At 62.9% G+C, this 20,746-nt stretch carries 13 protein-coding genes and 1 tRNA gene; 10 read left to right on the top strand and 4 right to left on the bottom strand.

Annotation, left to right across the window (positions count from 1 at the left end; genetic code table 11):
* Positions 1 to 225 precede the first annotated feature (225 nt).
* From NUW13_02460 to selB, 4 genes are all read right to left on the bottom strand, one after another.
* Positions 226 to 5,337, bottom strand: a complete 5,112-nt coding sequence (locus NUW13_02460; GenBank protein MCR4437891.1) for a hypothetical protein — start codon at positions 5,335 to 5,337, stop codon at positions 226 to 228.
* Between the two features lie 318 nt (positions 5,338 to 5,655).
* Positions 5,656 to 5,751 (bottom strand) — tRNA-Sec (locus NUW13_02455).
* Between the two features lie 60 nt (positions 5,752 to 5,811).
* Positions 5,812 to 6,618, bottom strand: coding sequence for a C2 domain-containing protein (locus tag NUW13_02450; protein ID MCR4437890.1), 807 nt, complete (start codon positions 6,616 to 6,618; stop codon positions 5,812 to 5,814).
* Entirely contained in the window at positions 6,605 to 8,518 is a 1,914-nt protein-coding gene (selB, locus tag NUW13_02445) for a selenocysteine-specific translation elongation factor (protein ID MCR4437889.1), read from the bottom strand. The genes NUW13_02450 and selB overlap by 14 nt, the downstream gene beginning before the upstream one ends.
* A 324-nt stretch (positions 8,519 to 8,842) precedes the next feature.
* On the opposite strand from selB, the gene NUW13_02440 reads away from it, so the two are divergent.
* The 10 genes from NUW13_02440 to NUW13_02395 all read left to right on the top strand — a co-directional run bounded on the left by NUW13_02440 (position 8,843) and on the right by NUW13_02395 (position 20,735).
* Positions 8,843 to 9,628, top strand: a complete 786-nt coding sequence (locus NUW13_02440; GenBank protein ID MCR4437888.1) for a class I SAM-dependent methyltransferase — start codon at positions 8,843 to 8,845, stop codon at positions 9,626 to 9,628.
* Positions 9,629 to 9,651: 23 nt separating this feature from the next.
* The gene (locus NUW13_02435) at positions 9,652 to 10,431 is read left to right on the top strand and encodes a class I SAM-dependent methyltransferase (protein ID MCR4437887.1); all 780 of its coding nucleotides are present in this window, start codon (positions 9,652 to 9,654) and stop codon (positions 10,429 to 10,431) included.
* A 189-nt stretch (positions 10,432 to 10,620) separates the two neighbouring features.
* Complete coding sequence (locus NUW13_02430) at positions 10,621 to 11,370, top strand: hypothetical protein (GenBank protein ID MCR4437886.1); 750 nt, start codon at positions 10,621 to 10,623, stop codon at positions 11,368 to 11,370.
* Positions 11,371 to 11,720: 350 nt separating this feature from the next.
* Positions 11,721 to 12,893 carry a hypothetical protein gene (locus NUW13_02425; protein ID MCR4437885.1) on the top strand — a complete coding sequence of 391 codons (1,173 nt, stop codon included), beginning with the start codon at positions 11,721 to 11,723 and terminating at the stop codon, positions 12,891 to 12,893.
* 33 nt (positions 12,894 to 12,926) lie between these two features.
* On the top strand, positions 12,927 to 13,613 hold the full coding sequence (locus tag NUW13_02420; protein MCR4437884.1) for a FecR domain-containing protein: 687 nt from the start codon (positions 12,927 to 12,929) through the stop codon (positions 13,611 to 13,613).
* Between the two features lie 22 nt (positions 13,614 to 13,635).
* On the top strand, positions 13,636 to 16,056 hold the full coding sequence (locus NUW13_02415; GenBank protein ID MCR4437883.1) for a hypothetical protein: 2,421 nt from the start codon (positions 13,636 to 13,638) through the stop codon (positions 16,054 to 16,056).
* A 158-nt stretch (positions 16,057 to 16,214) separates the two neighbouring features.
* Positions 16,215 to 16,505, top strand: coding sequence for a hypothetical protein (locus tag NUW13_02410; protein ID MCR4437882.1), 291 nt, complete (start codon positions 16,215 to 16,217; stop codon positions 16,503 to 16,505).
* Complete coding sequence (locus tag NUW13_02405) at positions 16,502 to 18,646, top strand: adenylate/guanylate cyclase domain-containing protein (protein MCR4437881.1); 2,145 nt, start codon at positions 16,502 to 16,504, stop codon at positions 18,644 to 18,646. Before NUW13_02410 ends, NUW13_02405 begins: the two co-directional genes overlap by 4 nt.
* A 68-nt stretch (positions 18,647 to 18,714) precedes the next feature.
* A complete protein-coding gene (locus NUW13_02400; GenBank protein ID MCR4437880.1) occupies positions 18,715 to 19,413 on the top strand; it encodes an ABC transporter ATP-binding protein in 699 nt (232 codons plus the stop codon).
* Complete coding sequence (locus tag NUW13_02395) at positions 19,410 to 20,735, top strand: ABC transporter permease (protein MCR4437879.1); 1,326 nt, start codon at positions 19,410 to 19,412, stop codon at positions 20,733 to 20,735. Before NUW13_02400 ends, NUW13_02395 begins: the two co-directional genes overlap by 4 nt.
* The last annotated feature ends 11 nt before the right edge of the window (positions 20,736 to 20,746 follow it).

The raw sequence follows: 20,746 nt of genomic DNA, 5'->3' as shown, positions 1-20,746 counted from the left end.
AACGTCAGAGCTGACCAGCGGTTAGAATCCTTGGAGGTTGACGGACCGCTGGTGGCGACAGTTCAGGGCTTCATGAGTGGGGGTTGGCTCGCATCCTTGGGAATCTGTACCAATCTGTGGTTCTTCTTGGCCACTGAGGGTCCTCACAACGGCCACAAGGCTCGTCAGCCGTTATCGGCGGCGAGGCACCCGGCAGTTTGCGAATGGGGAAAGCCTACCAGCCCCTCAGCGCACTAAGGCGATTTTGCGGGTGGCGATGAAGGCTGGGGAACGAGACGCACCGGGCGCCCCTGCCTCCACGCGGCAAAGGTAGATGCCGGTGGGCAAGGCGTCTCCCCGGGCATCGCGGGCCTCCCAAGGCAGGCGATGGCTGCCCGCCGGCAGCACCCCCGCATCGACACTCGCCACTCTCCTGCCAGAGGCGTCGTAGAAGGTCAATTTCACCGCGCAGGGATGAGGGAGGTCCAGAACGAAGGTGGTACCACTGTTGAACGGGTTGGGGAAGCCCCCGCGCAGCGCAAAGACCTCCGGCAGCGGAGCCTGTTCCGTGACCACCTGCGTGCCGCGCGGGCCGCAGAAGAGGAGGTAGCAGAAGCTGCGCATCGGCACCAGGAGGAAATTGCGGTAGACGCGGCCGACTCGGAGTCTCTCCCACCGGGAACGTGCAGTGTCGAAGCGGTACACCGGCATGGCCGATGGCTCATTGGCGCCTGTTGCCACCAGGTCGGCCTGGGTGTAGGGCATCGCCACCGTCACCGAGTCAAGGAAGCTCAGGCCGTCCGGTCCAAGGTAGAACGTGGGACCCACAGCCAGAAGCGAGTCCGGAAGCGGTGGCGGGCTGGGAGCCACGGCGATTGTCATCGTGGTCGAGTCGGAGAGGGCGTCGGCAGGAACGCTGATCTGCAGCTTGTGCACGGGGTCGGTTACAAAGCCGCCCTGCGGGCCAATCGTCTCCATGGCCGTAACGAGCACCGGATAGGGCCCGAGGGTGAAGGTGAAGGTGGTGTCGAGGGTGTGCGGGCGCGAGGCCAGGTCAGCCGCTTGCACGCGGACCTCAACCGGCCTTTGGGGAGCAAGTGGCACAGCCGGCACGAAATGCAACGTCGCCAGCCCGTCGCGCACGCGCAAGGTGGCCTGCTGTCCTGGCAGGACCGAGCCGCCGTTGACGACCGTGGTGCCGTTCACGCTGACGACGACCGACTTGGCGTCGAGCCCGCGTCCGCCAGGATTGTCGCTGATAGCTAAATCAATTGCCGTGTTCGTGGGCACGAAGGTGGCACCGGCAGGGGGATAGACATAGACAAGAAGCGGCGGCAGCACGTCCGATGCCACAAAGTGCGCCACCACCGCCTTTGGGCAGTCCACCGCCAAGGTCGCAGGGTTGTCGCTGCCGGTCAAATGGCCGCTCCACCGGGCGAACTCATAGCCTTGCGCCGAGTCGGGCCTCGCCGTCAGGGTTACGGAAGCGCCTTCCTGGTACCAGCCACCCGGGGGTGACAGCTCCACCGTGCCAGCTCCTTGCGGCTCGACGGCGATGGATACGGCGTACTCCGCCCGGAAGGAAGCGGTGTAGAACGCCCCGCTTGAAGCAGTGATGGTGTGGCTCTGAGCGCCGTGGTCGCTCCACTCCTCGAAGACGTAGCGGAGGCCAGGTGCCACAGCCTGTGGCGACTCCACGGCGATGAGGTGACTGGACCCCGGGGCCCAGACGAACTCCTGCGGAGCAGTGTATCGGGTGCCGTCCACGATTATAGAGAGGCCTTCGGGTACGGTGGCGATCGTGGTGTGCCCGATCTTCACAAAGTTCGCCGTGACCTGTTTCGGCTCGGTGACGAGCAGAGTGTCAGGGTTGTCTGTCCCGACAAGGTCGCCGCTCCAGCCGGCGAAAAGGTAACCCTGGGCGCCATTTGCCGTGGCCTGGAGCAGAAGAGCTTCGCCCTCGGCAACCCATGCGCCTGGTGGCGGCGGCACAATGCTCCCTCCCTCAGGAGGCGAACACGCCGTGGCGACGAAAAACTCCTTCTGGTAGTGGGCGACGAACACGGCCGGTCCGGTCACCGTCACAGAGTGGGTCCGGGCGCCGCCGTCGTTCCAGAACTGGAAGGTGTGCCTGAGGCGGTCATATTGCTGGGGGGACACGGCCTCCACGGTGTGCACCGAACCGGGTTGCCAGACAAAGTCGTGCGGCGTCAGACACGAAGTGCCATCCACGATGACCAGCAGGTTTTCTGGTTCAGAGGTGACGCGCACCATGCCCATGGGCACAAAGAGCGCGCTGACCTCTTTGGGCCGGTCGATGAGAAGCGAAGCAGGGTTGGCGTTTCCCTTGAGATCCCCGTCCCAGCCGCCAAAGGCAAATCCCGGTGAAGGGGAGGCGTGCACGAGCAGCACCGAGTCCGCCTCGAACCAGTCGCCAGGAGGTTGGGGAGTCACCGTCCCGCCCTCGGGCGGCTCCGCGGTGATGGCGAGGTAGAACTGGTCGCCCCACTCGGCGGTGACCGTCCGCGGGCCGCGCATGACCAGTGTCCCGGCCGGCTGAGTGCCGGAAAAGTGGCCGCTCCAGCGGCGGAAGACGTGGCGCCTCAGGCCTTCCACTTCAGGCGAGGTCACGGCGAAATGGGCCGTTGCACCGGCCGGGTACCAACCTGCGCCGACAGGACTGCCGTAGGGGGAAGAGACGGTCAACTGGTACTGAGTCTGCCAGCTTGCCACCTCGGTGACGGGACCTTGTACCACGATCGTCCCTGTGCTGTCTGGGCCGGTGTAGGAACCTGGCCCGGTTCCGGTCCATCCGGCAAAAACCCGCCTGGTGCCTGCGCTGTCGTACACGACGCATGGCTGCACGCGGAAGAGCGCCTGGCTACCCTCGTCGTGCCAGCCGGCGCCGGAAGCCGTGCAGTACGGACTGAGCACGGTGAGCAAATGTTGGGTCTTCCACAGGGCGGTGACGGTTTTTGGCCGGTCCATGAGCACGGTTCCAGACGGAGAGGTGCCCGTGAAGTCGCCTGTCCACTGCTGGAACAGGTGGCGCGTGCCAGCCTGTGAATCGGGGGTGGTGACGCTGAAAGCTGCCTGCGCGCCGCTGTCATACCACCCTTGACCGCGCGGAGAGCCATGCGCCGACTGCACGGCAAGGAAAAACTGCGTGCGGAAACGCGCCACCAGCGTGTCGTCCCGGGCCGGTGTGACGAGGTTGTGCGTGCGTGGATTGCCGTCGCTCCACGAGTCAAAGAGGTATTGCACCCCAGCGCCCCCTGCCTGTGGCGAGGTGGCAGACACAGTGTGCACCGAGCCGGGGAGCCACGAGAAAGTGCGCGGTATGACATAGCTGACCGTGTCCACCACAACGGTCAGGCCAGGTGGTTCGGTGCGAAAGGTGAGCAGGGCGAGGCGAACAAAATTCGCCGTGGCTGCCGTGGGCCCTGTCATGACAAACGATAGAGGGTTGACGGTGCTATTGATGGTGCCGGACCAGCTGCCCCAAGCGTAGCCGGGAGCAGGCGTGGCCACCAGCGTCACCGTGGCGCTGCTGTCGTACCAGGCGCCAGGCGGTGCCGGCGAAACCGTGCCCCCTGCAGGCGGGTTCTGAGCAGTGGTGAGGAAAAATTCGGTGTGCCAGATAGCCGTTTCGGTGACAGGCCCGTGCATGGTCACGGTGGCGGCGGAGTCCGGGCCCGAGTAGGAACCGGAGCCAGTGCCCACCCAGCCGCTCAAGCTCATGCGTCTAGCCTGGCCGGCCGGGACATGACGATCCACGCGGAAGGAAGCCACACTGCCGGCATCGTACCATCCACCACCGGTGGGCGCGCCGTAGGCAGAAGCCAACGTGAGCAGGTACTGGGTCCGGAAGGTGACGACAAGGGTGTCGTCGCGCGCGGGCACCGTGTAGGCGTGGGACAGGGCGCCGCCGTCGCTCCAGGAGGAGAAGACGAATCGCGTGCCGGCCGCCTCACCCTGCGGCGAGGGTGCCGAAACGGTGTGGCTGCTGCCCGTCGGCCAGAGAAATGTCTGTGGGCTGGAGTAAGCGACGTTGTCCACTTGGTATGTGAGCGTGGCAGGATCGCTGTGCACGACAATGCGGCGCAGCGGTTGCGTCGTGCCCGAGAGCGCCACAGTCTGGGGAGAGTCGGTGAGATGGGCCGTGCCCTTGTACGCGCTCACCGCGATGAGGTTGTTGGCCACCCCTTCAGAGGGTCCGAGACGAGGATAGATGCTTACCAGACCATCGGCGTCGGTCTCCAAGTCCCGCCAGGTCTGTCCGGCCAGGCTGCCGCCGCCAGCCGTGATTTGAAAGTGCACCGTGTGACGGGGCAGCGCATTCCCTTGGGCATCCACCACCTTGAACACTACCGGCAAGAGGGTGAGCTGTCCAGGGGGAGCGCTCTGTCCGTTTCCGGAAACGTACACCAGGCGAGAGGCGCTGGCTGCCTGCGTTTCAAACCAGAGAAAGACGCTGTCTTTGGTGAGGGTCGCGGTGCCGTAAAGCTGTGTCCGGGCGCTACTTCTTCCCTTCAGGTAAGCGTCAAAGAGATTGACCAGGTGCTCCTTGGTGATGGCCAGCTGCTGGGCGCGGGTGATGGTCGCGGGTGTATCCACGCTGTCAAAACCGGTATAGTCGGAAAACTGCATGTGGTTGCCGCCCTTGACCACCAATAAGGCCTTGTCGGGGTTACCTCGCTCGTAGAGCGGGCGCCCGATGGCCTCCACCGAGTTGATGGCGTCCAGCTCGGCGCCGAGTATGTGAATGGGCGTGTGCACATTGGGCATCTTGTTGAAGGAGTAGTTGCCCGGGTTATTGGGCGCGATGGCGCAGGTCACCCGCACACGGCCGTCGTCGGCGGCCACGCCGACCACAGTGCCGCCGCCGAAGGAGTGGCCGAAGAGCCCTATCTTGCCGGGATCTATCGCCTGATAGAACACGGAGCCTGGCACGGTGCGCGCATTCAGCGCCTGGGTGATGCAATCGCGCAGGTCCTCGTTCCAGGTGTAGGCGCTGGGACTGTCCACGTCCGGAAACTGAGGCGCCATCACCACATAGCCACTGGCTGCCAGGTGTTCGTAGTAGCTCAGATAGTGTTCCACCTGCATGCGTTTGCCAATGGCGAAGACCAGCAGGGGATAGGGTGCTCCGGAGGTGTTCAGGGGGGCCCCGCTGCCGGAACTGGTGGCAGGGTAGTAAACGGCGGTGTGCAGTGTGCGCCCGGCGCGGTAAAAGGTAGTGTCGCGGCGACCTACGCCGTACTGCTGCAGTTCATCTGCTGATAAGACGGTGGGAGCCGCTAAGAAGAACAGCAGTGGCGCCGCAAAGTGCACAAGCCCCAGAAGGGGAGGTACCACAAGCCTCGGCCTTCGCCGCCAAGGTCCGCGTGTGCCATCCCACGTGCTCTCGCTGTCCATTCTACCCGCAGTGCTGCTCGCGATCCTCGTGCCTTACTCCACTGACTCCTTGAATTTACCGGCGGTCGTCACTTTTTGCAGAAGATCGAGGGCCGGGTTCAAGACCCCACGGCTCCTGCGTATTTCGCAGACACCCCCTTGCAGGAGATGTCGCGCGGTATTTGTCTTCTGGTTGGCAAGTCGGCTCTTGAGGGCACCCGCCATGCTTCCGCCCATAGCCAGAAAGGACTCCACCGAGGAGTCCTTTCTGACCTGTTGCGGGAATGTGTGGGAATCGAACCCACCTTCCGCACTGTTCAGCACGGAACAACGGGTTTGAAGCCCGCGGGGCCCACCAGGGACCCATCCATTCCCGTGGTACCTGTTAAATGTAAGCAAAATGGGGCAAAGCCTCAAGGGAAAAATCGGGCGGAGTCAGCGACCGAATGAGACCTGAACCTTCCCGAAATCTCGCACGTAACGGGGGCGCCGGATGGAGTAGACGCCGTCCCTGCCCCAGGGCACAGTGACCCGGCCAATGAGCTCCCGGTGCTCAAGAGCATCCTTGTCGAAAACGAACAGCGTTATCGTCTTGGCCTCAACCGCAGGGAGCAGGAACTCCTCGTCCCAGACAGGGTCTTTTTCGTCCTGGCGCACCTGGGTAACGCCCACCAACAACGTGTCGACGTACACCTCCACGAACGGGTCAGACACGCCGAAGTATTTATCCATGGGGTAGATGTCGAAGCCACGTTCGATGCGGATGACGAGCCGCCCCTTCTTGTGGCGTTCGGCCACCTGCTGCGCAAAAGTGGGCACAAGCCGAGTGCACAGCTCAGCCAGAGTCGCCGCTTCGCCATGGAATGTTTCAACCGCGCGTGTGGCAGTCAGAGAGGAGGTGAGGGTCAGGGCAAAACTGCCACCTGTCCTGGTGAGCTTTCCCTCGATGACCTCGTCGGCGAGGGGTTGGTGCCCTGAAGTCTGTGCCGACCCCTCGAGCCCCGGGGTGGTTGCCGGCAGCAGTTCCAGCACACCTGTGCTCGCTAAGCACTGCTGCAACTCTGCGGCTATGGAATCGGCCTGCTGCGGCGTGGCCTGTCCGTGGGCAACGGGGCCGCGCAACAAGATCCCGGCCTTTTGGCAGGCTGCCGGCGTTGCCTGCAGCAGGCAAAGTGCAGTGAGGAGGAGAAGCGAAGACCTCATGGTCGTTCCCCGGCCGCCGGAAATCTCATCGGGCTGCATCTTTCTTCCTCAGAACACGCGCCTCCCCCCTGCGTTCAGTGAACCCCTGCTCGTCGAAGTGGAGCAGAAGCGGCAGGGCATAGCGGCGGCTGGTGCCCAGCATTTCGCGGAAGGCGCTCACCGTCACTTCCTCGTGGGTGGCAAAGTAGTCGGCAAGTCGCTTCTGGGCCTCGGCGACAAGGGTTTGCGGCAGGTAGATGCCTTCCTCTACGCGGAGCACTTCGCCCAGGGCGTACAGTGCCGCCAGGACGCGTTCCACGTCTTCACGCCTCCGGCCCAAGGCTCTTGATAGCTCCTCGGTGCTAGGCGGGGAGAAGCGTGCCGCGACGAGTGCCTGCAATAGCTCTTCTCGCAGGGCTTGATCGGCAGGGGAGAGCACGATGCGGTGCGTGGACAGGGCGACCAGGCCGCCATTCTCCTTGACCTCGCCGCTGTGCCGGAGCTCATCCAGTGCGGCGGTGAAGAGGGTTTGGTCCAGCCCACGGCCGATCGCCTCGCGCAATTCGGCGCGCGGCATGCCCGCTCTGAGGGGAAACTGGGCGTGGTAGCGCCGCAACTCCGCAAGCGCCGCCTCTTTGACCGCCACTACGCTGCCAGGCAAGGCGTAGGTCGGCTGGCGCTCAGAGCCGAGCCTGAGCAGCGTGCCGTTCTGCACCAGGCGCCCCACCAGTTCTTCTGCGTTCGGCTGGGCAAGTCCTGTCCCCTTGGTGAGTTGAGCGAGCGAGAGGGGCTGCAGCGGCTGCGCCTGCAGCAAAGCCATCACCGTCTCTTCTGGAGTGTCCTTCTCCAAGGCGGCCATCTGCTGCAGCACCTCCGGGCGGAAGCGCCGATGCGGGCGCGGATTGGCGTCCAGAATCACGCCGCCGCCGATGGTCATGGGCGGGGAGTACTGCCGGATCACGAAGCGGTCCAGGCGGCGTGCCGTAATGACTTCCTCCAAGCGGAGCTGGGCGAACGTCGACCCGCCGGGGGGGAGGTCGTTGTGCTCGAGCAGGGAAACCCGAGCCATGAGCTCGCGGGTGCCCACGTGCAGGCGGACGCGCGTGTTGTGGCGCAGGGAGCGTCCGGCTGCCGGCAAAAGGCGCAAGCGCACATCCAGCAGGGTCGAGGGCGTGAAGTATCCCGGGCTCGCCAGCACGTCCCCTCGCTGCACTTCCTCTTTGTGAACGCCAACCAGGTTCAAGGCTGCCCTATCCCCTGCGCGCACGAGCGTGACGTCGCGGCCGTGCGTCTGCAAACCACGCACCCGCACCAAGCGGCGCTGGGGATGGAGCTCAAGTTCGTCACCCACCTTTGCCGCGCCCGACAGCACCGAGCCGGTGACCACCGTGCCGAAGCCTTTCATGATGAACGAGCGGTCCACAGGGAGCCAGAACACACCCTGGTCGGAGCGCGAAGGGGTGCTGGCGATGAGCTCATCTAACGCCTGGCGTAGCTGTGCGATCCCCTCACCAGTGACGCTCGACACCGGAATGATGGGCGCCTCCTGTAAGAAGGTGCCCTGCACCAGATTGCGCACGTCGGCAGTCACCATGGCTACCCATTCGCTGTCGACCAGGTCAATCTTGGTGAGGGCAATGACCCCCCGCTTGAGTTCGAGCAGGGTGAGGATGTCCAGATGTTCGCGCGTCTGCGGCATCACCCCGTCGTCTGCCGCCACCACGAACAGCACGGCGTCCACCGTGCTGACCCCTGCCACCATGTTCTTGACAAAACGCTCGTGACCCGGGACGTCGATGAACGCCGCCCGCTCGCCCAGGAAGGCAAAGCCGAGGTCAATGGTCAGACCCCGTTCCTTCTCCTCTTTGAGTCGGTCCGGATCCGTGCCGGTCAGTGCCTTGACCAGAGCCGATTTGCCGTGGTCGATGTGTCCGGCCGTGCCGATGATGACGTGTGCCATACTCTCCTCGTGCACCTCCTGGGTGACTAAGTTACAGCTTTCGCAGAGAAATGCAAGGGAAAAGTTGTGCGGGCATAGGCACCTCCCCGGCGCACGGGAGTCCCGGCGGGCAGGGCACACAAAGAGAGCGTAGAGGCCAGTACGTGGGTTTTCATTTCGGGAGAATCTTCCCGGGAACCGGCTTGCTGTTCTTGGCAGGGGTTCTCCCGACTTTGGAGGGCCCTTCCGCACAGCAGCTACCTGGACGTATATTTAGGGCGTCGCAAGTGGAGCCGCAAGAGCGGCGAGAGGGACGAATGCGAGCGCGGAGGTGCAAGGAGAAAAATGACCACTAGTGCCCCAGGCCCAGTGACCATCGAAGAGGTCAAGAAGTACTGGAACGAGAATGTCATCGGCATCGAGGTGACCGACAAAGAGCCTGGCACGCCGGAGTTCTTCGACGAGCTGGAACGCTACTATGACATCAAATACCGGGAGGAAGAGCTGTACGCTCGCCACGCCGACTTTGCCGGCAAGAAGCTCCTTGAGGTGGGGTGCGGGTGGGGGAGAGACTTGATCAAGTACGCGCGCAACGAGGCCATCGTCACGGCGGTGGACCTGACCGAGAGCGGCGTGGCGCTGGCCCGCAAATATCTGGAATACCGTGGCCTCAAAGGGGACGTGCGCGTGGCCAGTGCCGAGGAGTTGCCCTTCGAGGACAACTCTTTCGATGTGGTCATCTGCATCGGCGTGCTCATGTGCACGCCAAACATCCAAAAGGCTATCGACGAGATTTATCGCGTGCTGCGTCCCGGCGGCGAGGCGGTGGTCATGCTCTACCACAAGTGGTCCTGGTACAATCTGCTGGTGCGCGTCTCCGGGATCGGCTACGAGACGCAGGGAGTGGACGCCCCGCTGATTGCCACCCATTCGCGGCGGGATGTGCGCCGCCTGTTCGGCAAGTTCTCGAGCATCAAGATGCACATGACCGGCTTTCCCATGAAGACGGTGAAACGACACGGGCTGTTGGTCGGCCTGTACAATTCGATTTTTGTGCCGGCCTTCAATGCCCTTCCCAGACGGCTTACCAGGTCCATCGGCTGGCACATCTACATCGACCTGAGGAAGTGAAAGGCAGAGGAGGAGAAAGTTCGGTGGCTTTTTCCAAGGAAAGCCGGCAGTACTGGGAGACATATGTCAACGACATCGAGGTGGCCCAGCACGAGGTGGGCACCCGGGAGTTCTTCGAAGACCTGCGTACCTTTCGCTACGATCCCAGCCGCATGGGGTACATGCTGGAGGAGATCCGTCGGCTGGGGCAGCTCCACCCAGGAGGCCGCGTGCTGGAGGTGGGCTGTGGCCCCGGCACCGACCTGCGGCAGCTCGCCGCCATTGGCCTGAAGCCAATAGCCATCGATATGACCCTCAACGGGGCGAGGCTCGCCAAACAACACTTGCGCACCTTTGGCCTTGAAGGGCAAGTCGTGGTGTGCGATGCCGAGAAGCTCTGTTTTGCCAACGACTCTTTCGACGCCGTCTGGTCGGCAGGGGTCCTGCACCACGTGGACGACACCGAGGGAGCCATCGGCGAGATCCACCGTGTGCTCAGCCCAGGGGGGACGTTTGTCGCCATCCTTTACCACAAGTACTCCTGGCTCTATTTCCTGTCCAAGGCCTTTCGGGTGAACATTGAGCACACCGACGCAGAGGCCCCCATCATCAAGACCTACTCCAAGAGACAGGGCAGGGAACTTTTGCGTCAGTTCAAAGACGTGGAGGTCTACCTCGAGCGGCCGCCTCGGCCCGCCAAGAGCACCCGGAAAGGGGTGAAGGCCTTCCTGTTCAATCGGGTGTTCTGTCGTGTGTTTATGATTCTTCCGCAGGCCTGGGGCAAAGCCATCGGTTGGCATTTGGTGTTGCGCGGCCGAAAGTAACCAGCGCAGCACCAGGCCGGGGCGCGTCTGGACACCGCCTCCTGCGCACCTGAGTCACGCCGCCCGGCTGTTTGCCCATTGGCTCCCTCCGCAAACCCTTCCGTCGCAGCGCATTTTTGTCTTGACAATCTCTGGAAAAGTGCTATCTTAGAGCAGGGCAAAATCTTCCCACTTGCAAGGAGGGCACGTATGGCGGCGCGAATTCGTCTCGGCACGGGGTTTAACACCTCGTTCAAGGTGCTCCACACCTGGTTTGGCCAGTTCCTGGTGATGGGCTTTCTTTACTTGGCTATCCTGGGCATCGCGAAGAGCTTCTGGGCGCTCTTGCCGTTCTCTCTGCCCCTGATGTTTGCGATGCTGTTCGTGCTCAAACCTGGGTTCGACTGCGGTCTGACCTATGCTGCGCTGCGCGCCCACGACGAGGCAGGTCCTGTGCAGGTGGGCGACCTCTTCCGTGGGTTCGATTATCTGAGCAGTGCGGTGCCGGCGGCCATTGTGGTGGCGCTTTTCCAGGCGGCAGCGGCCCTCCCCGGTGGTGCCATGGTTGCCGGCGGGATTGTCGTGCTGGCAGTGGAAGGGCCCACTGCAGTCGGTGTGCTGCTCATCGTCCTCGGCTCGGTGGTGTTGCTGGCGGGGATAATCGTCGTGAGCACCTTCTACGTGTTCGTCCCGCAGACCATCGTCGACACCAAAGCCGACTTCTGGGCGTGCATGGAGGCGAGCCGCAAGTTGGTCTTTGCCGAATTCTGGGGAGCGCTGGGCACGCTGATCTTGAGCGTGCTCATGGAAATCGTAGGGTTCCTCTTCTGCTGTGTGGGGATCTTCTACACGCTGCCCTTGCGGTTTGCCTTCGTCACCAGCGTCTATCGCACCGGCGTGGCCAAGGCTATGCCAGCACGACCCAGAGGCAGGGAGACCGGCAGGAGGACGAGGCCTTAGCGGGCGCGGGGGGATGGTGCAGCGGAGTTATTAGCTCTTTCTCAAGATAATGCGCGGATGGCGAGTCTGGTCACACCCCAGATGGCCTTGTGCACGTATTTTGCAGCGTGGAAGGTGTGCCAGCCACGACCGCAAGCGACGGGCGGGCAACGGGGCCTCGTCTGAGCCCGAGGGTGGCTGAGTTGCCGCCAGTGGCTCAAAACGAGACCTCTCTGCCGGATTCCGGGACACGCCGTTCCCTTCGCTAATTGCCGGAGAATCAGGGGCAAAGCGCGGTCTGGCGTTATTCCCGGCAGGTAGCATCCACTTTGCCGTGACAGTCTGAGGGTTGGCCAGAAATGGAGGTAGCCATGGGTTTGAGAAGGATAGCAGGCGTATGCCTCACGCTGTGGGCCCTCACACTTCCCTTCGCCCGGCGGGCATCCGCCCAGGCCGTGACGGTGACATCCGGGTTGTTCAGCGACGTGCGCACGTTCTACCTCGCCGACTTGGACTTGACGCGCTCGGGCGGTGGCATGCCCATCTTTTGGATCGAGCTGCGCAACACGAGCTCAGCAGCGCAGCAGGTCTACATTCGGCTGCAACTGGAAAGTCACGACTTTGGCGTGCTGGCATGGGGTAAGACCGACACGTTCACTTTGGGTCCAGCTGAAGTGCGGCGGCTTGACAATCAGAACCTGGTTCAAGAAGGTGGTCGGTACTCCTTTGTCGAGTACGATTGGAACCATCAGCTGGCCGCCGAACTTCAGGACTATGTGTTTGCCCATGGCAAATTGCGCCCGGATCTTTATGCATTGACCATCGAGGTGTACGACGCAGGCTCGGCAAGCATGCTGGATGACGCCTCGCTCACCTTGGACATTACCAATCCCTCGACCCTTGATCTCGTGGCGCCAGGCGCCCGCGTCGAGGGCGAGGACCTCCCGCTGGTGTACAGCATTTGGCCGGTCTTTCTCTGGGAGTCGGACATCGACCTGTTTCACTTAGTGGTGGCCGAGAAACCCGTGGATGTCCATGTGCCTATCGATGCCAGCCCGGAGCAAATCTTGCAAGACCAGGTGCGGCTGAGCAAGTACCTACGCGTGCATCGCGGCCCTGGGGCGCCCCCGCCCTCGAGCGGAGACATCTTGGTTGTGCCCTCGACGTTTTTCCAATACCCCGAGACCGGCGTACTGCCTTTGCAGGAAGGGCGTACGTACTTCTGGCGGCTCACCGGCATTGTGCCCACCTCCGGGACGACCGCAGAGATGGAGAGCGAAATCTGGGGGTTCAAGGTGGCTCCCCTCAGCGCGGGGGACACTTCGCCTGAGCACCTCCAGCTCCTTGCGCAGCTGCGCTCGCTCCTGGGGGACGAGGCGCTTGAGGCTCTTTTCGCAGCGGGAGGCCCGCTCCACGGCTGCGTGTTCACTGGCGTGGTGCAGGACGGCGAAGGCAGGGCGATGACTCTGGCAGAGTTGGTGAGCCTGGTAACGCAACTGCGGCAAAGCGGCACCGAGCTTTCCTTCGAAGTGTTGGAACAATAGCCGCGCGGCGTTGAGCAAGTGGTGAGGTGAACGATGTGCTGGAAGAGAGCGCTTGGGACCTTAGGAGTTGTGTTTCTCGTCAGCCTTGCCTTTGCTGACGCTGCCCGGGACATCGCCGTGATTCTGAAGAGCACCGGGAAGGTGGAAATTGGCACCCCGGCCGAGCAGCGATGGAAGCCCGCTGCCCGGGGCACGCGGCTCAGCTCCGGCGCCCGCATACGCACCGGCGAGAACTCCTTAGCCACCCTCATTTTCACCGACGACAAGAGTCTGCTCAAGATTCGCTCCGACACGGAGATTAGCTTAGAAGGCGAGCGACAGGCAGGCACGGTAAGCAAGCGGCTGACCGTCGGCGCCGGCGAACTGTGGGCCAAGATCACCAAGGGAGGAGGCGGCTATCGGCTGGAGACTCCCTCCGGTGTCGCGGCGGTGAAAGGTACCGAGTTCTACCTGCTGGTGGCTGAGGATGGGTCAGCGACGGCCATCGTCTTGGACGGCATAGTGGAACTGATGAATAGCCTGGGCAGCGTTCTGGTCGGCTCTGGCCAGACTGGCACCATGGGGCGGGACACCCCACCACAGGCGTCTGGCTCGCAAAATGTGCCCGACTGGGGCGAAACAGGTGTAAACGTCCAGGCCGAAGAAGGCATGTTGCGCGTCGAGTTTCGTGACGAGAGCGGCGCAAAGCGCTACCTCCTCATCCGGTACAACCCACGCTGAGTCCATGGAAGGAACATTGCGCATGAGAAAGTTCGGCTCCTTAGCACTAGGCCTCCTCTGCATGGCGCTGAGCTTCTTGGCAACGGCGACGGCCCAGGCGCAGGCGGACCTTCAGGCCCGGGTGGTGCACCTGCCGGTGACCAGCGCGTTCGCCGGCGAACCCGTTGAGTTGGCTATCAAGATCGAGGGCACGCCCCAAAGGGCCCTGGAGGCGCGGATCTACTACCGCCGACCGGAGGAGCAGGGGTACCGCTACGTCGAGATGCGGGAGGGGGTCGATCAATGGGTGGGGGAGATCCCTGCCCGGGATGTGGTGGCGCCGCGCATCGAATACTTCATCTCGGTGGTGCTGGACGCAGAGACCATCCTCACTTATCCTGAGTTCAATCCCTACTACGAGCCCCTGCAGGTGCTGGTGAGCGAGCGGCCGACCAAGCCGGAGGTCCGGCCGAAGGTAAGCTACTCGGAGCTGGAGCTCATGGTGTTGAGCCCCCAGCCAGAGGAGAGAGTGGCGGCCCAGGAGGTGGTCGTGGCCTTTTCCTTGCGCGGCGACCCCGCCCAGGTTGACTCCAGTAGCTACCGTCTGCTGCTGGACGACCGCGACGTGACCAAGCGGGCCGAAGTGAGCAGCGCCCTGGTCACCTTTGTGCCAAAGCGATTGCCTCCAGGCAGACATACCGCCGAGCTCAGAGGTGCCGATCGCAACGGTCGTCCCTTGCAGCCGGCCAAGGTGAGCTTTGTAATTACTTCTGGAGGGGTGGCTGGCGCAGCCAGGGAACTCAGCGGACGCGTCTATGCGGACCTGCGCTACGAGGATGTGAGCTCCATTACCGAAGAGACCTACCAGACCGGCGTGTCATTGGCTGGCCAGTATGGGGCCTTGAGCTATCGCACCGACCTCTTCTTGACCTCGCGCGAGAAGAAAAATGCCCAACCCAGGAACCGGTACTCTCTCCGCTTGGATCTCCCCTGGCTGGGCGTGCAAGTGGGTGACGCGACCCCGCGTTTCAACGACCTGGTGCTATGGGGCAAGCGGGTGCGCGGCGTGTACGGCTACCTGCATACGGGGGTGGTCAATGTGGACATCGTCTACGGCCAGACCTACCGGGCTGTGGAGGGCCTTGGAGACTCCACCGGGGTGCGGCGCTTCGGCACTTATCGCCAGATGCTCTACGGCTTCCGCCCCAGCCTTGGCCGGCCCAACCGATTTCTCATTGGCCTGAATTTCCTCAAGGTCAAAGACGATACCCTCTCGGTGGTCTGGGGACCTTCTGCGCGCGACAATGTGGTGGTCGGGCCGGACCTTTACATAGCGCTGGACAAGCGCCGCATCGAGCTGCAGGCTGCAGCCGCCATGAGCATGACCACCATGAACACCTTGCCCGGCTCCCTCAGCAAGGCCAGGATCGACTCCATCTTTGGCGAGGACATCCCGGTTGACCCCAAGCAATTCGAGAAGCTGCTGATCATCAACGATAGCACCACGCCCATCGACCCGCGGCATCTCAGCTCGCTGGCCTACAACGTGACCCTGCGCTTGAACTACCTCGGAAACCTGATACGCATCGGTTACAAGTCCATAGGTGCGGAGTACTACTCGCTGGGCAATACCTTCCTCCGGAGGGATATTCGCGGGTGGTACGCATCGGACCGGGTACGGCTCTTCCGCAACCAACTCTTCTGCACACTGGGGATGGAGCGCTACCAGGATAATTTCTCCAGGGACAATGGTCAGCCGGCGCTGGATCTGACCACGTTCAGTGTTGCACTCTCGTACTTTCCGGGCAAGGGCCTGCCGCGCGTGAGCGTCGACTATCGTCGCCGGCTGCGCGACAACGGAGTCGATTCCCTCTACGCGGCCCAGGCCGATACCTTTGCCATCGGGGAGAACAACCTGACGCAGGACTACATGGTGCAGCTGGCGCAGGATTTTGAGCTATTCGACCTGCGGCATACGGCCAGCCTCAATTGGATCACCTCAGATCGCGCCGACCGTCTGGCGAGCAGGCGGCTCGTTGGCGGCTATGCGAGCGACGTCAGCACCGCCATGCGCGTACTCTCCCTGCGCAGCAAGTGGAACGTGCCGCTGGTGACCACGGTCAACTATGCTTGGAACGACAACGAGGCGCTGGGAGGGACGAGCCAGTTCAATTTCAAGATGGGAGACCTCGGTGCCGAATACCGCCTGCTTGGCGAACAACTGGTGCTCAACGGCAGCGTGCGGCGGATATCGGCGCACGGTCTGATTGGCACTGACGGAACCATCAAGTACAACAAGACCAGCTACCTGCTGGGCGCGGTGTACCGACCGGTGCCATCGCTCTTCTTGCACCTTGATCTGTCCTACATCAACTTTATCGACCGCGGCATCAACGCGGATGGCTCGCCGCGTCCATCGTATGACGACCTCCTCGCGCGCCTGCGCGTGGAAAAGCGCTTCTGAGGGCAGGCGGCGACCCAGTGGGATGAGCAGGCAGTGAGGCGGCGAGAAGTCAGGGCAGCATGGGGTTGAAGCCCGTGCATGACACCCCCACCTGGCGATGATGCGAGCGGCAGCGAGAGTGTTTCTCGGCTGCCGTTTCGGCATGGAGGCACAGGGCGATGTCCTCGCAAACTTTGCATGGGAGCACAAATGAGGCTGGTGGCGAGTACAGCAGGCTGCACCGCATGTTGGCCGCGGTGTGCGTGCACGGTACGTTGTGCCGCCAAGCGCACAAGAGGCAGCGCGGCCTAGCGTTCGCCTTGGTGTGCAAGGTAGAGGAGAGGCTCTGTCCATTCTGCCGCGCCTACCGCAAGGTCTACGGCCGCAAAGCGCATGAGCCCATGCCCGGGGAAACCGTGCCAGGGGATGGCAGAGCAGGTCTTCCCACAGACCTGACGGAGCTGGAGTGAAGGGGCTGCTCAGGAATAGGTGGGTCGTCACTTCGTTGCTTGCACTGCTCGCCGCAGGTGCTGCCCTGCTGGTGAGCGTCGTCCCCGTTTTCCAGAATCTTGAGCTGCGAACCGTCGACGCCCGCTTTGCCCTGCGCGGGCCGCTGGTCTATCCCGACACGCAGATTACCGTGGTGGCGGTCGACGACGAGGCTTTTGCCAGTGTGCCTGGGACCTGGCCTTACCCACGATCCTACTTCGCGCGTGCGGTGCGCAACTTGAAGGAGGCCGGGGCCCGTCTCATCGTCTTGGATATCGAGTTCACCGAGCCCTCCGGTAGCAAACCTGAGGAGGACGCGGAATTTGCGCAGGCCGTGCGTGAGGCTGGCAATGTGGTGCTTGCCGCCAAGGTGGTGTACGACCAAGGCCCGCGGGGCATCATCTCCTCGTACGTCCTGAAGCCCTTCGCCACCCTCGCAAGCGCCGCTGCGCGCACCGGCATCGTCAACTATGACCACGATGCGGACGGCTTCTTGCGCCGCTATCTACTTTTCGTCTCTGCGCAGAAAAAGACCTGGTACTCATTGGCAGTCCAGGTTGTGAGTTTGCTTGAGGGAGTCCCTCCCAGCAAGTTAGACCCGGAAAATGCGCGCGAGCTGGTGGTCGGCAGCAGGCGGATCAAGAAACACGGCGCCAACACCATGCTCATCAACTTCCGCGGACCGGCAGGCACCTTCCCCACCTACTCATTGGCTGATGTCTTAGATGACGCAGAGTTCCAGTTGCGTGGCGATGCCGACGTGGACTACATGGAACTCTTCAAGCGGGCGGGCAAGGACGCCCTGCAGTCGCTGGACTTTGGCGAGAGTCCTTTCCGCGGCAAGATTGTGCTCATCGGCGCTTCGGCAGAGGAGCTTGGCGACAACAAGCTGACCCCGTTTTTTGAGTTCGGGGGGAGGCGGTTGAAAATGCCTGGGGTGGAGATGCACGCCAACGCCATCGACACCATGCTCCGGGGCGACTACTTGGCCACTATGCCTTTTGGGGCACAGGTAGCGTTTCTCCTGGGCCTTGCTATCATGGCCGGGCTGGTGGCGCGCCTGTTGCGGCCGATGTTCGGCTTAGTGGCGATTGTGCTGCTGGTGGCGGCAGTGGTGGGCTTCGGCCTGCACCTCTTCGTGAGCGCGCGGCTCATCATGCCCCTGGTGGCTCCGATCCTGAGCATCGGGGCCAGCTACATCGCCAACACCGTGCATCTGGTGGCTGCCGAGCGGCGGGCCAAGCGCTTCTATCGCCAGACCTTCCAGCACTATGTGGCCCGCAGTGTCGTGGACAAGATGCTGGAAGACGGCGAGCTCCCCAAGTTCGGCGGCGAGCGCAAGGAGCTCACCGTGCTCTTCTCCGATATCCGCGGCTTCACACGCTACGTGGAGCATCACCAGCCAGAGGAGATCGTCCACAACCTGTCGCAGTACTTCACGCTCATGGTGGAAGTCATCTTCCGGCACGACGGCACCCTGGACAAGTTTGTGGGGGACCAAATCATGGCGCTCTTTGGTGCGCCGTACTACTTTGCCGACCACGCCGAACGGGCCTGTCGCACGGCGGTGGAGATGGTCAAAGAGCTGCGCACCCTGCAAAAGCGATGGTCTGATGCGCGCTGCGAGTACTTTCAGATGGGCATAGGCATAAACACCGGGCAGATGATCGTCGGCAACCTGGGCTCGGCCCAGCTCTTCGACTACACCGTGATCGGCGACGAGGTAAACCTGGCTTCGCGCCTGGAGGGAGCTAACAAGTTCTACCAGACCACCATCATCATCGGCGAGCGAACTTACCGGGAGGCGGGGACCAAGGCGATCGCGCGCGAGTTAGACATTGTCCGCGTGGTGGGGAAGAAGAAACCGGTTCGCATCTACGAGCTGCGCGGCATGGACAGCGTGCCGTGGATCGAGCAGGACCTGATAATCGACACCTACACCCGCGGGCTCAATGCCTATCGCCAGCGGCAGTGGTATCAGGCTCTCAAGGAGTTTCGCCGCGTGCTGCGCTACTTCCCCTCCGATGGCCCTTCGCGGTTGTACACTCAGCGCTGCCTGGACTGCATCCAGAACCCGCCCGCCGAGGGTTGGGATGGTGTGTACGATTTCCGGGAGAAGTAGCTGACCTCTCCCTCAGGCAGCGCTGAGAGCACTTCTCCGGCCCACAGGTTATGTACCCAAGGAGACCCATGGAGAGCGAGAGTATCGTCGTGCTGAAGAGGGTTTGTCGGTTCTACCGCATGGGACAGGCGGTGGTGAAGGCCGTGGACTGCGTGAGCATGGAGGTGCGACGGGGCGAGTTTGTGGCCGTGGTGGGTAGCTCTGGTTCCGGCAAGACGACACTGCTCAATCTCATCGCGGGTCTGGACAGGCCCACTTCCGGTCAAATTATCGTAGGGGGCCGCGACCTCGCTCTCCTGCCTGAGCGGGCGCTCGCCGAGCACCGCAAGCGGGTGGTGGGAATGGTGTTTCAGGCGTTCAACCTCATTCCAGCATTCACCGCAGAGGAAAACGTCGCGCTGCCGCTGATCTTTGCCGGTGCGCCACCGCTCCCACGCAGGCAGCGGGCACGAGAGCTGCTCGGCGCGCTGGGGCTGGGTGAGCGCCTCCACCACCGGCCGGGCGAGCTCTCCGGAGGGGAATTGCAACGTACCGCCATGGCGCGCGCACTTGCCAACGGGCCGGAGCTGCTCCTTGCCGATGAGCCTACGGGAAACCTCGACAGCTCCACGGCAGCCGAAATCATCAACCTTTTGGCTGACCTGCACAGGAGCGAAGGCAAGACTGTCATCCTGGTCACTCACGACGAGCCCATGGCCCGGCGAGTTGCGCAGCGCATCGTGCGGCTCTCCTACGGCCGCATTGTCGGCGAGGAGCTCCTGCTATGAACGTGCGCGACATCATGCGGCTTGCGTGCGGCAACCTCAGGCGTAACCCCTTGCGCGCCGCGCTGACCACCTGCGGGGTGACCATCGGCATAGGTGCTCTGGTCTCGATGGTCTCTTTTGGTACCGGCATGCAGAAAAACGTCGGCGAAGCGCTCGCGAAGCTGGACGCTTTTGCCGCCATTCGTGTGCTGCCGCGCCATGCGGCTATGAACGGCCTGTGGGAAACCCAGACAAGTGGAGAGAGCAAGGCGCTCACCGACAGCGTCGTGAGTCTTGTTGCCTCGCTTCCCGGCGTGGAGATGGCCTATCCAGAAGTGGTCGTCCCGGTACGGTTGCGCGTGGGAGGGCGCGAGCGCCAGACAATGGCACAGGTGATGCCGGTCACGGTCGGACGATATGCTCCGTACAAGGAAATGACCTGGGGACGCTTCTTTGCCTCGGACGCGGCTGCGGAAATCGCGTGCGCGGACCATGTGCTGCGCCGCATGGGCTTCCAGCGCCCCGACTCGCTGGTGGGCAGCACGGTGGAACTCGTGGCAGCGGGCCTGGACCCCTCCGCTCTGCTGCGACTTTTCTCTTCGAGCGGCCCGCCCAAGGCGGAAGAAGTGCTGGTGCCGAAGCTTACACAGGCTACATTGGTGGGTGTGTGGCAACACGAGGAGTTTGGGCCTGCGGGCATGGCCACCTTGGTCATGCCGCAAGGATTGAAAGAACGCCTTGGCGCCATTGGATCCCTGTTCGACCTCTTAGGGGGATTCCAAGCTGGCGGGGGGTATCCCGCCGTGTATGTGCGCGCGGCCAGTGTGGAGATGGTCGAGCCATTGGTGGAGACCTTCGAGGCCATGGGCTATGGCACCTTCACCGTGCTCAATGAGCTGAAAGAGCTGAAGAAGGGGTTTCTCGTCTTCGATGCCTTGCTTGGCGCGGTGGGCACGGTTGCCCTGGTGGTGGCAGCACTCGGCATCGTCAATACCATGGTCATGTCGGTCCTGGAACGCTACAAGGAAATCGGCATCATGAAGGCGGTAGGCGCCACCTCTGCAGAGGTGAAGCTGCTGTTTGTGGCAGAGTCGGCGGCCATCGGGCTCATGGGGGGCTTGGGCGGGCTCGTTTTGGGGTGGCTGGTGACCATCGTGGCCAATGCTGTGGCGAACCACTTCCTCCTCAAGCAGGCAGCGGCGGAGGTTAACTTCTTCTACATACCCTGGTGGTTGGTGGCCGGCGAGGTAGCGTTTGCCTTGGCGGTGAGCGTGGTGGCTGGGCTCTTCCCTGCGCGGCGCGCCGCGCGCGTTGACCCTGTGCAGGCCCTGCGCTACGAGTGAGCCTCTCTTTC

This window comes from candidate division KSB1 bacterium, from assembly GCA_024655945.1.
Taxonomy (GTDB): domain Bacteria; phylum Zhuqueibacterota; class Zhuqueibacteria; order JANLFK01; family Oleimicrobiaceae; genus Oleimicrobium.
The sequence above is the reverse complement of the archived record's forward strand: the minus strand, read 5'-3'. Positions and strand labels throughout refer to the sequence as shown.

Excerpts from the sequence above, each read along its gene's own strand:
- NUW13_02415 (MCR4437883.1), top strand. The coding sequence starts at position 13,636 with ATGAGAAAGTTCGGCTCCTTAGCACTAGGCCTCCTCTGCATGGCGCTG.
- NUW13_02430 (MCR4437886.1), top strand. The coding sequence starts at position 10,621 with ATGGCGGCGCGAATTCGTCTCGGCACGGGGTTTAACACCTCGTTCAAG.
- NUW13_02400 (MCR4437880.1), top strand. The coding sequence starts at position 18,715 with ATGGAGAGCGAGAGTATCGTCGTGCTGAAGAGGGTTTGTCGGTTCTAC.
- NUW13_02420 (MCR4437884.1), top strand. The coding sequence starts at position 12,927 with ATGTGCTGGAAGAGAGCGCTTGGGACCTTAGGAGTTGTGTTTCTCGTC.
- NUW13_02450 (MCR4437890.1), bottom strand. The coding sequence starts at position 6,618 with ATGCAGCCCGATGAGATTTCCGGCGGCCGGGGAACGACCATGAGGTCT.
- NUW13_02440 (MCR4437888.1), top strand. The coding sequence starts at position 8,843 with ATGACCACTAGTGCCCCAGGCCCAGTGACCATCGAAGAGGTCAAGAAG.
- selB (MCR4437889.1), bottom strand. The coding sequence starts at position 8,518 with ATGGCACACGTCATCATCGGCACGGCCGGACACATCGACCACGGCAAA.
- NUW13_02410 (MCR4437882.1), top strand. The coding sequence starts at position 16,215 with ATGTCCTCGCAAACTTTGCATGGGAGCACAAATGAGGCTGGTGGCGAG.
- NUW13_02395 (MCR4437879.1), top strand. The coding sequence starts at position 19,410 with ATGAACGTGCGCGACATCATGCGGCTTGCGTGCGGCAACCTCAGGCGT.
- NUW13_02425 (MCR4437885.1), top strand. The coding sequence starts at position 11,721 with ATGGGTTTGAGAAGGATAGCAGGCGTATGCCTCACGCTGTGGGCCCTC.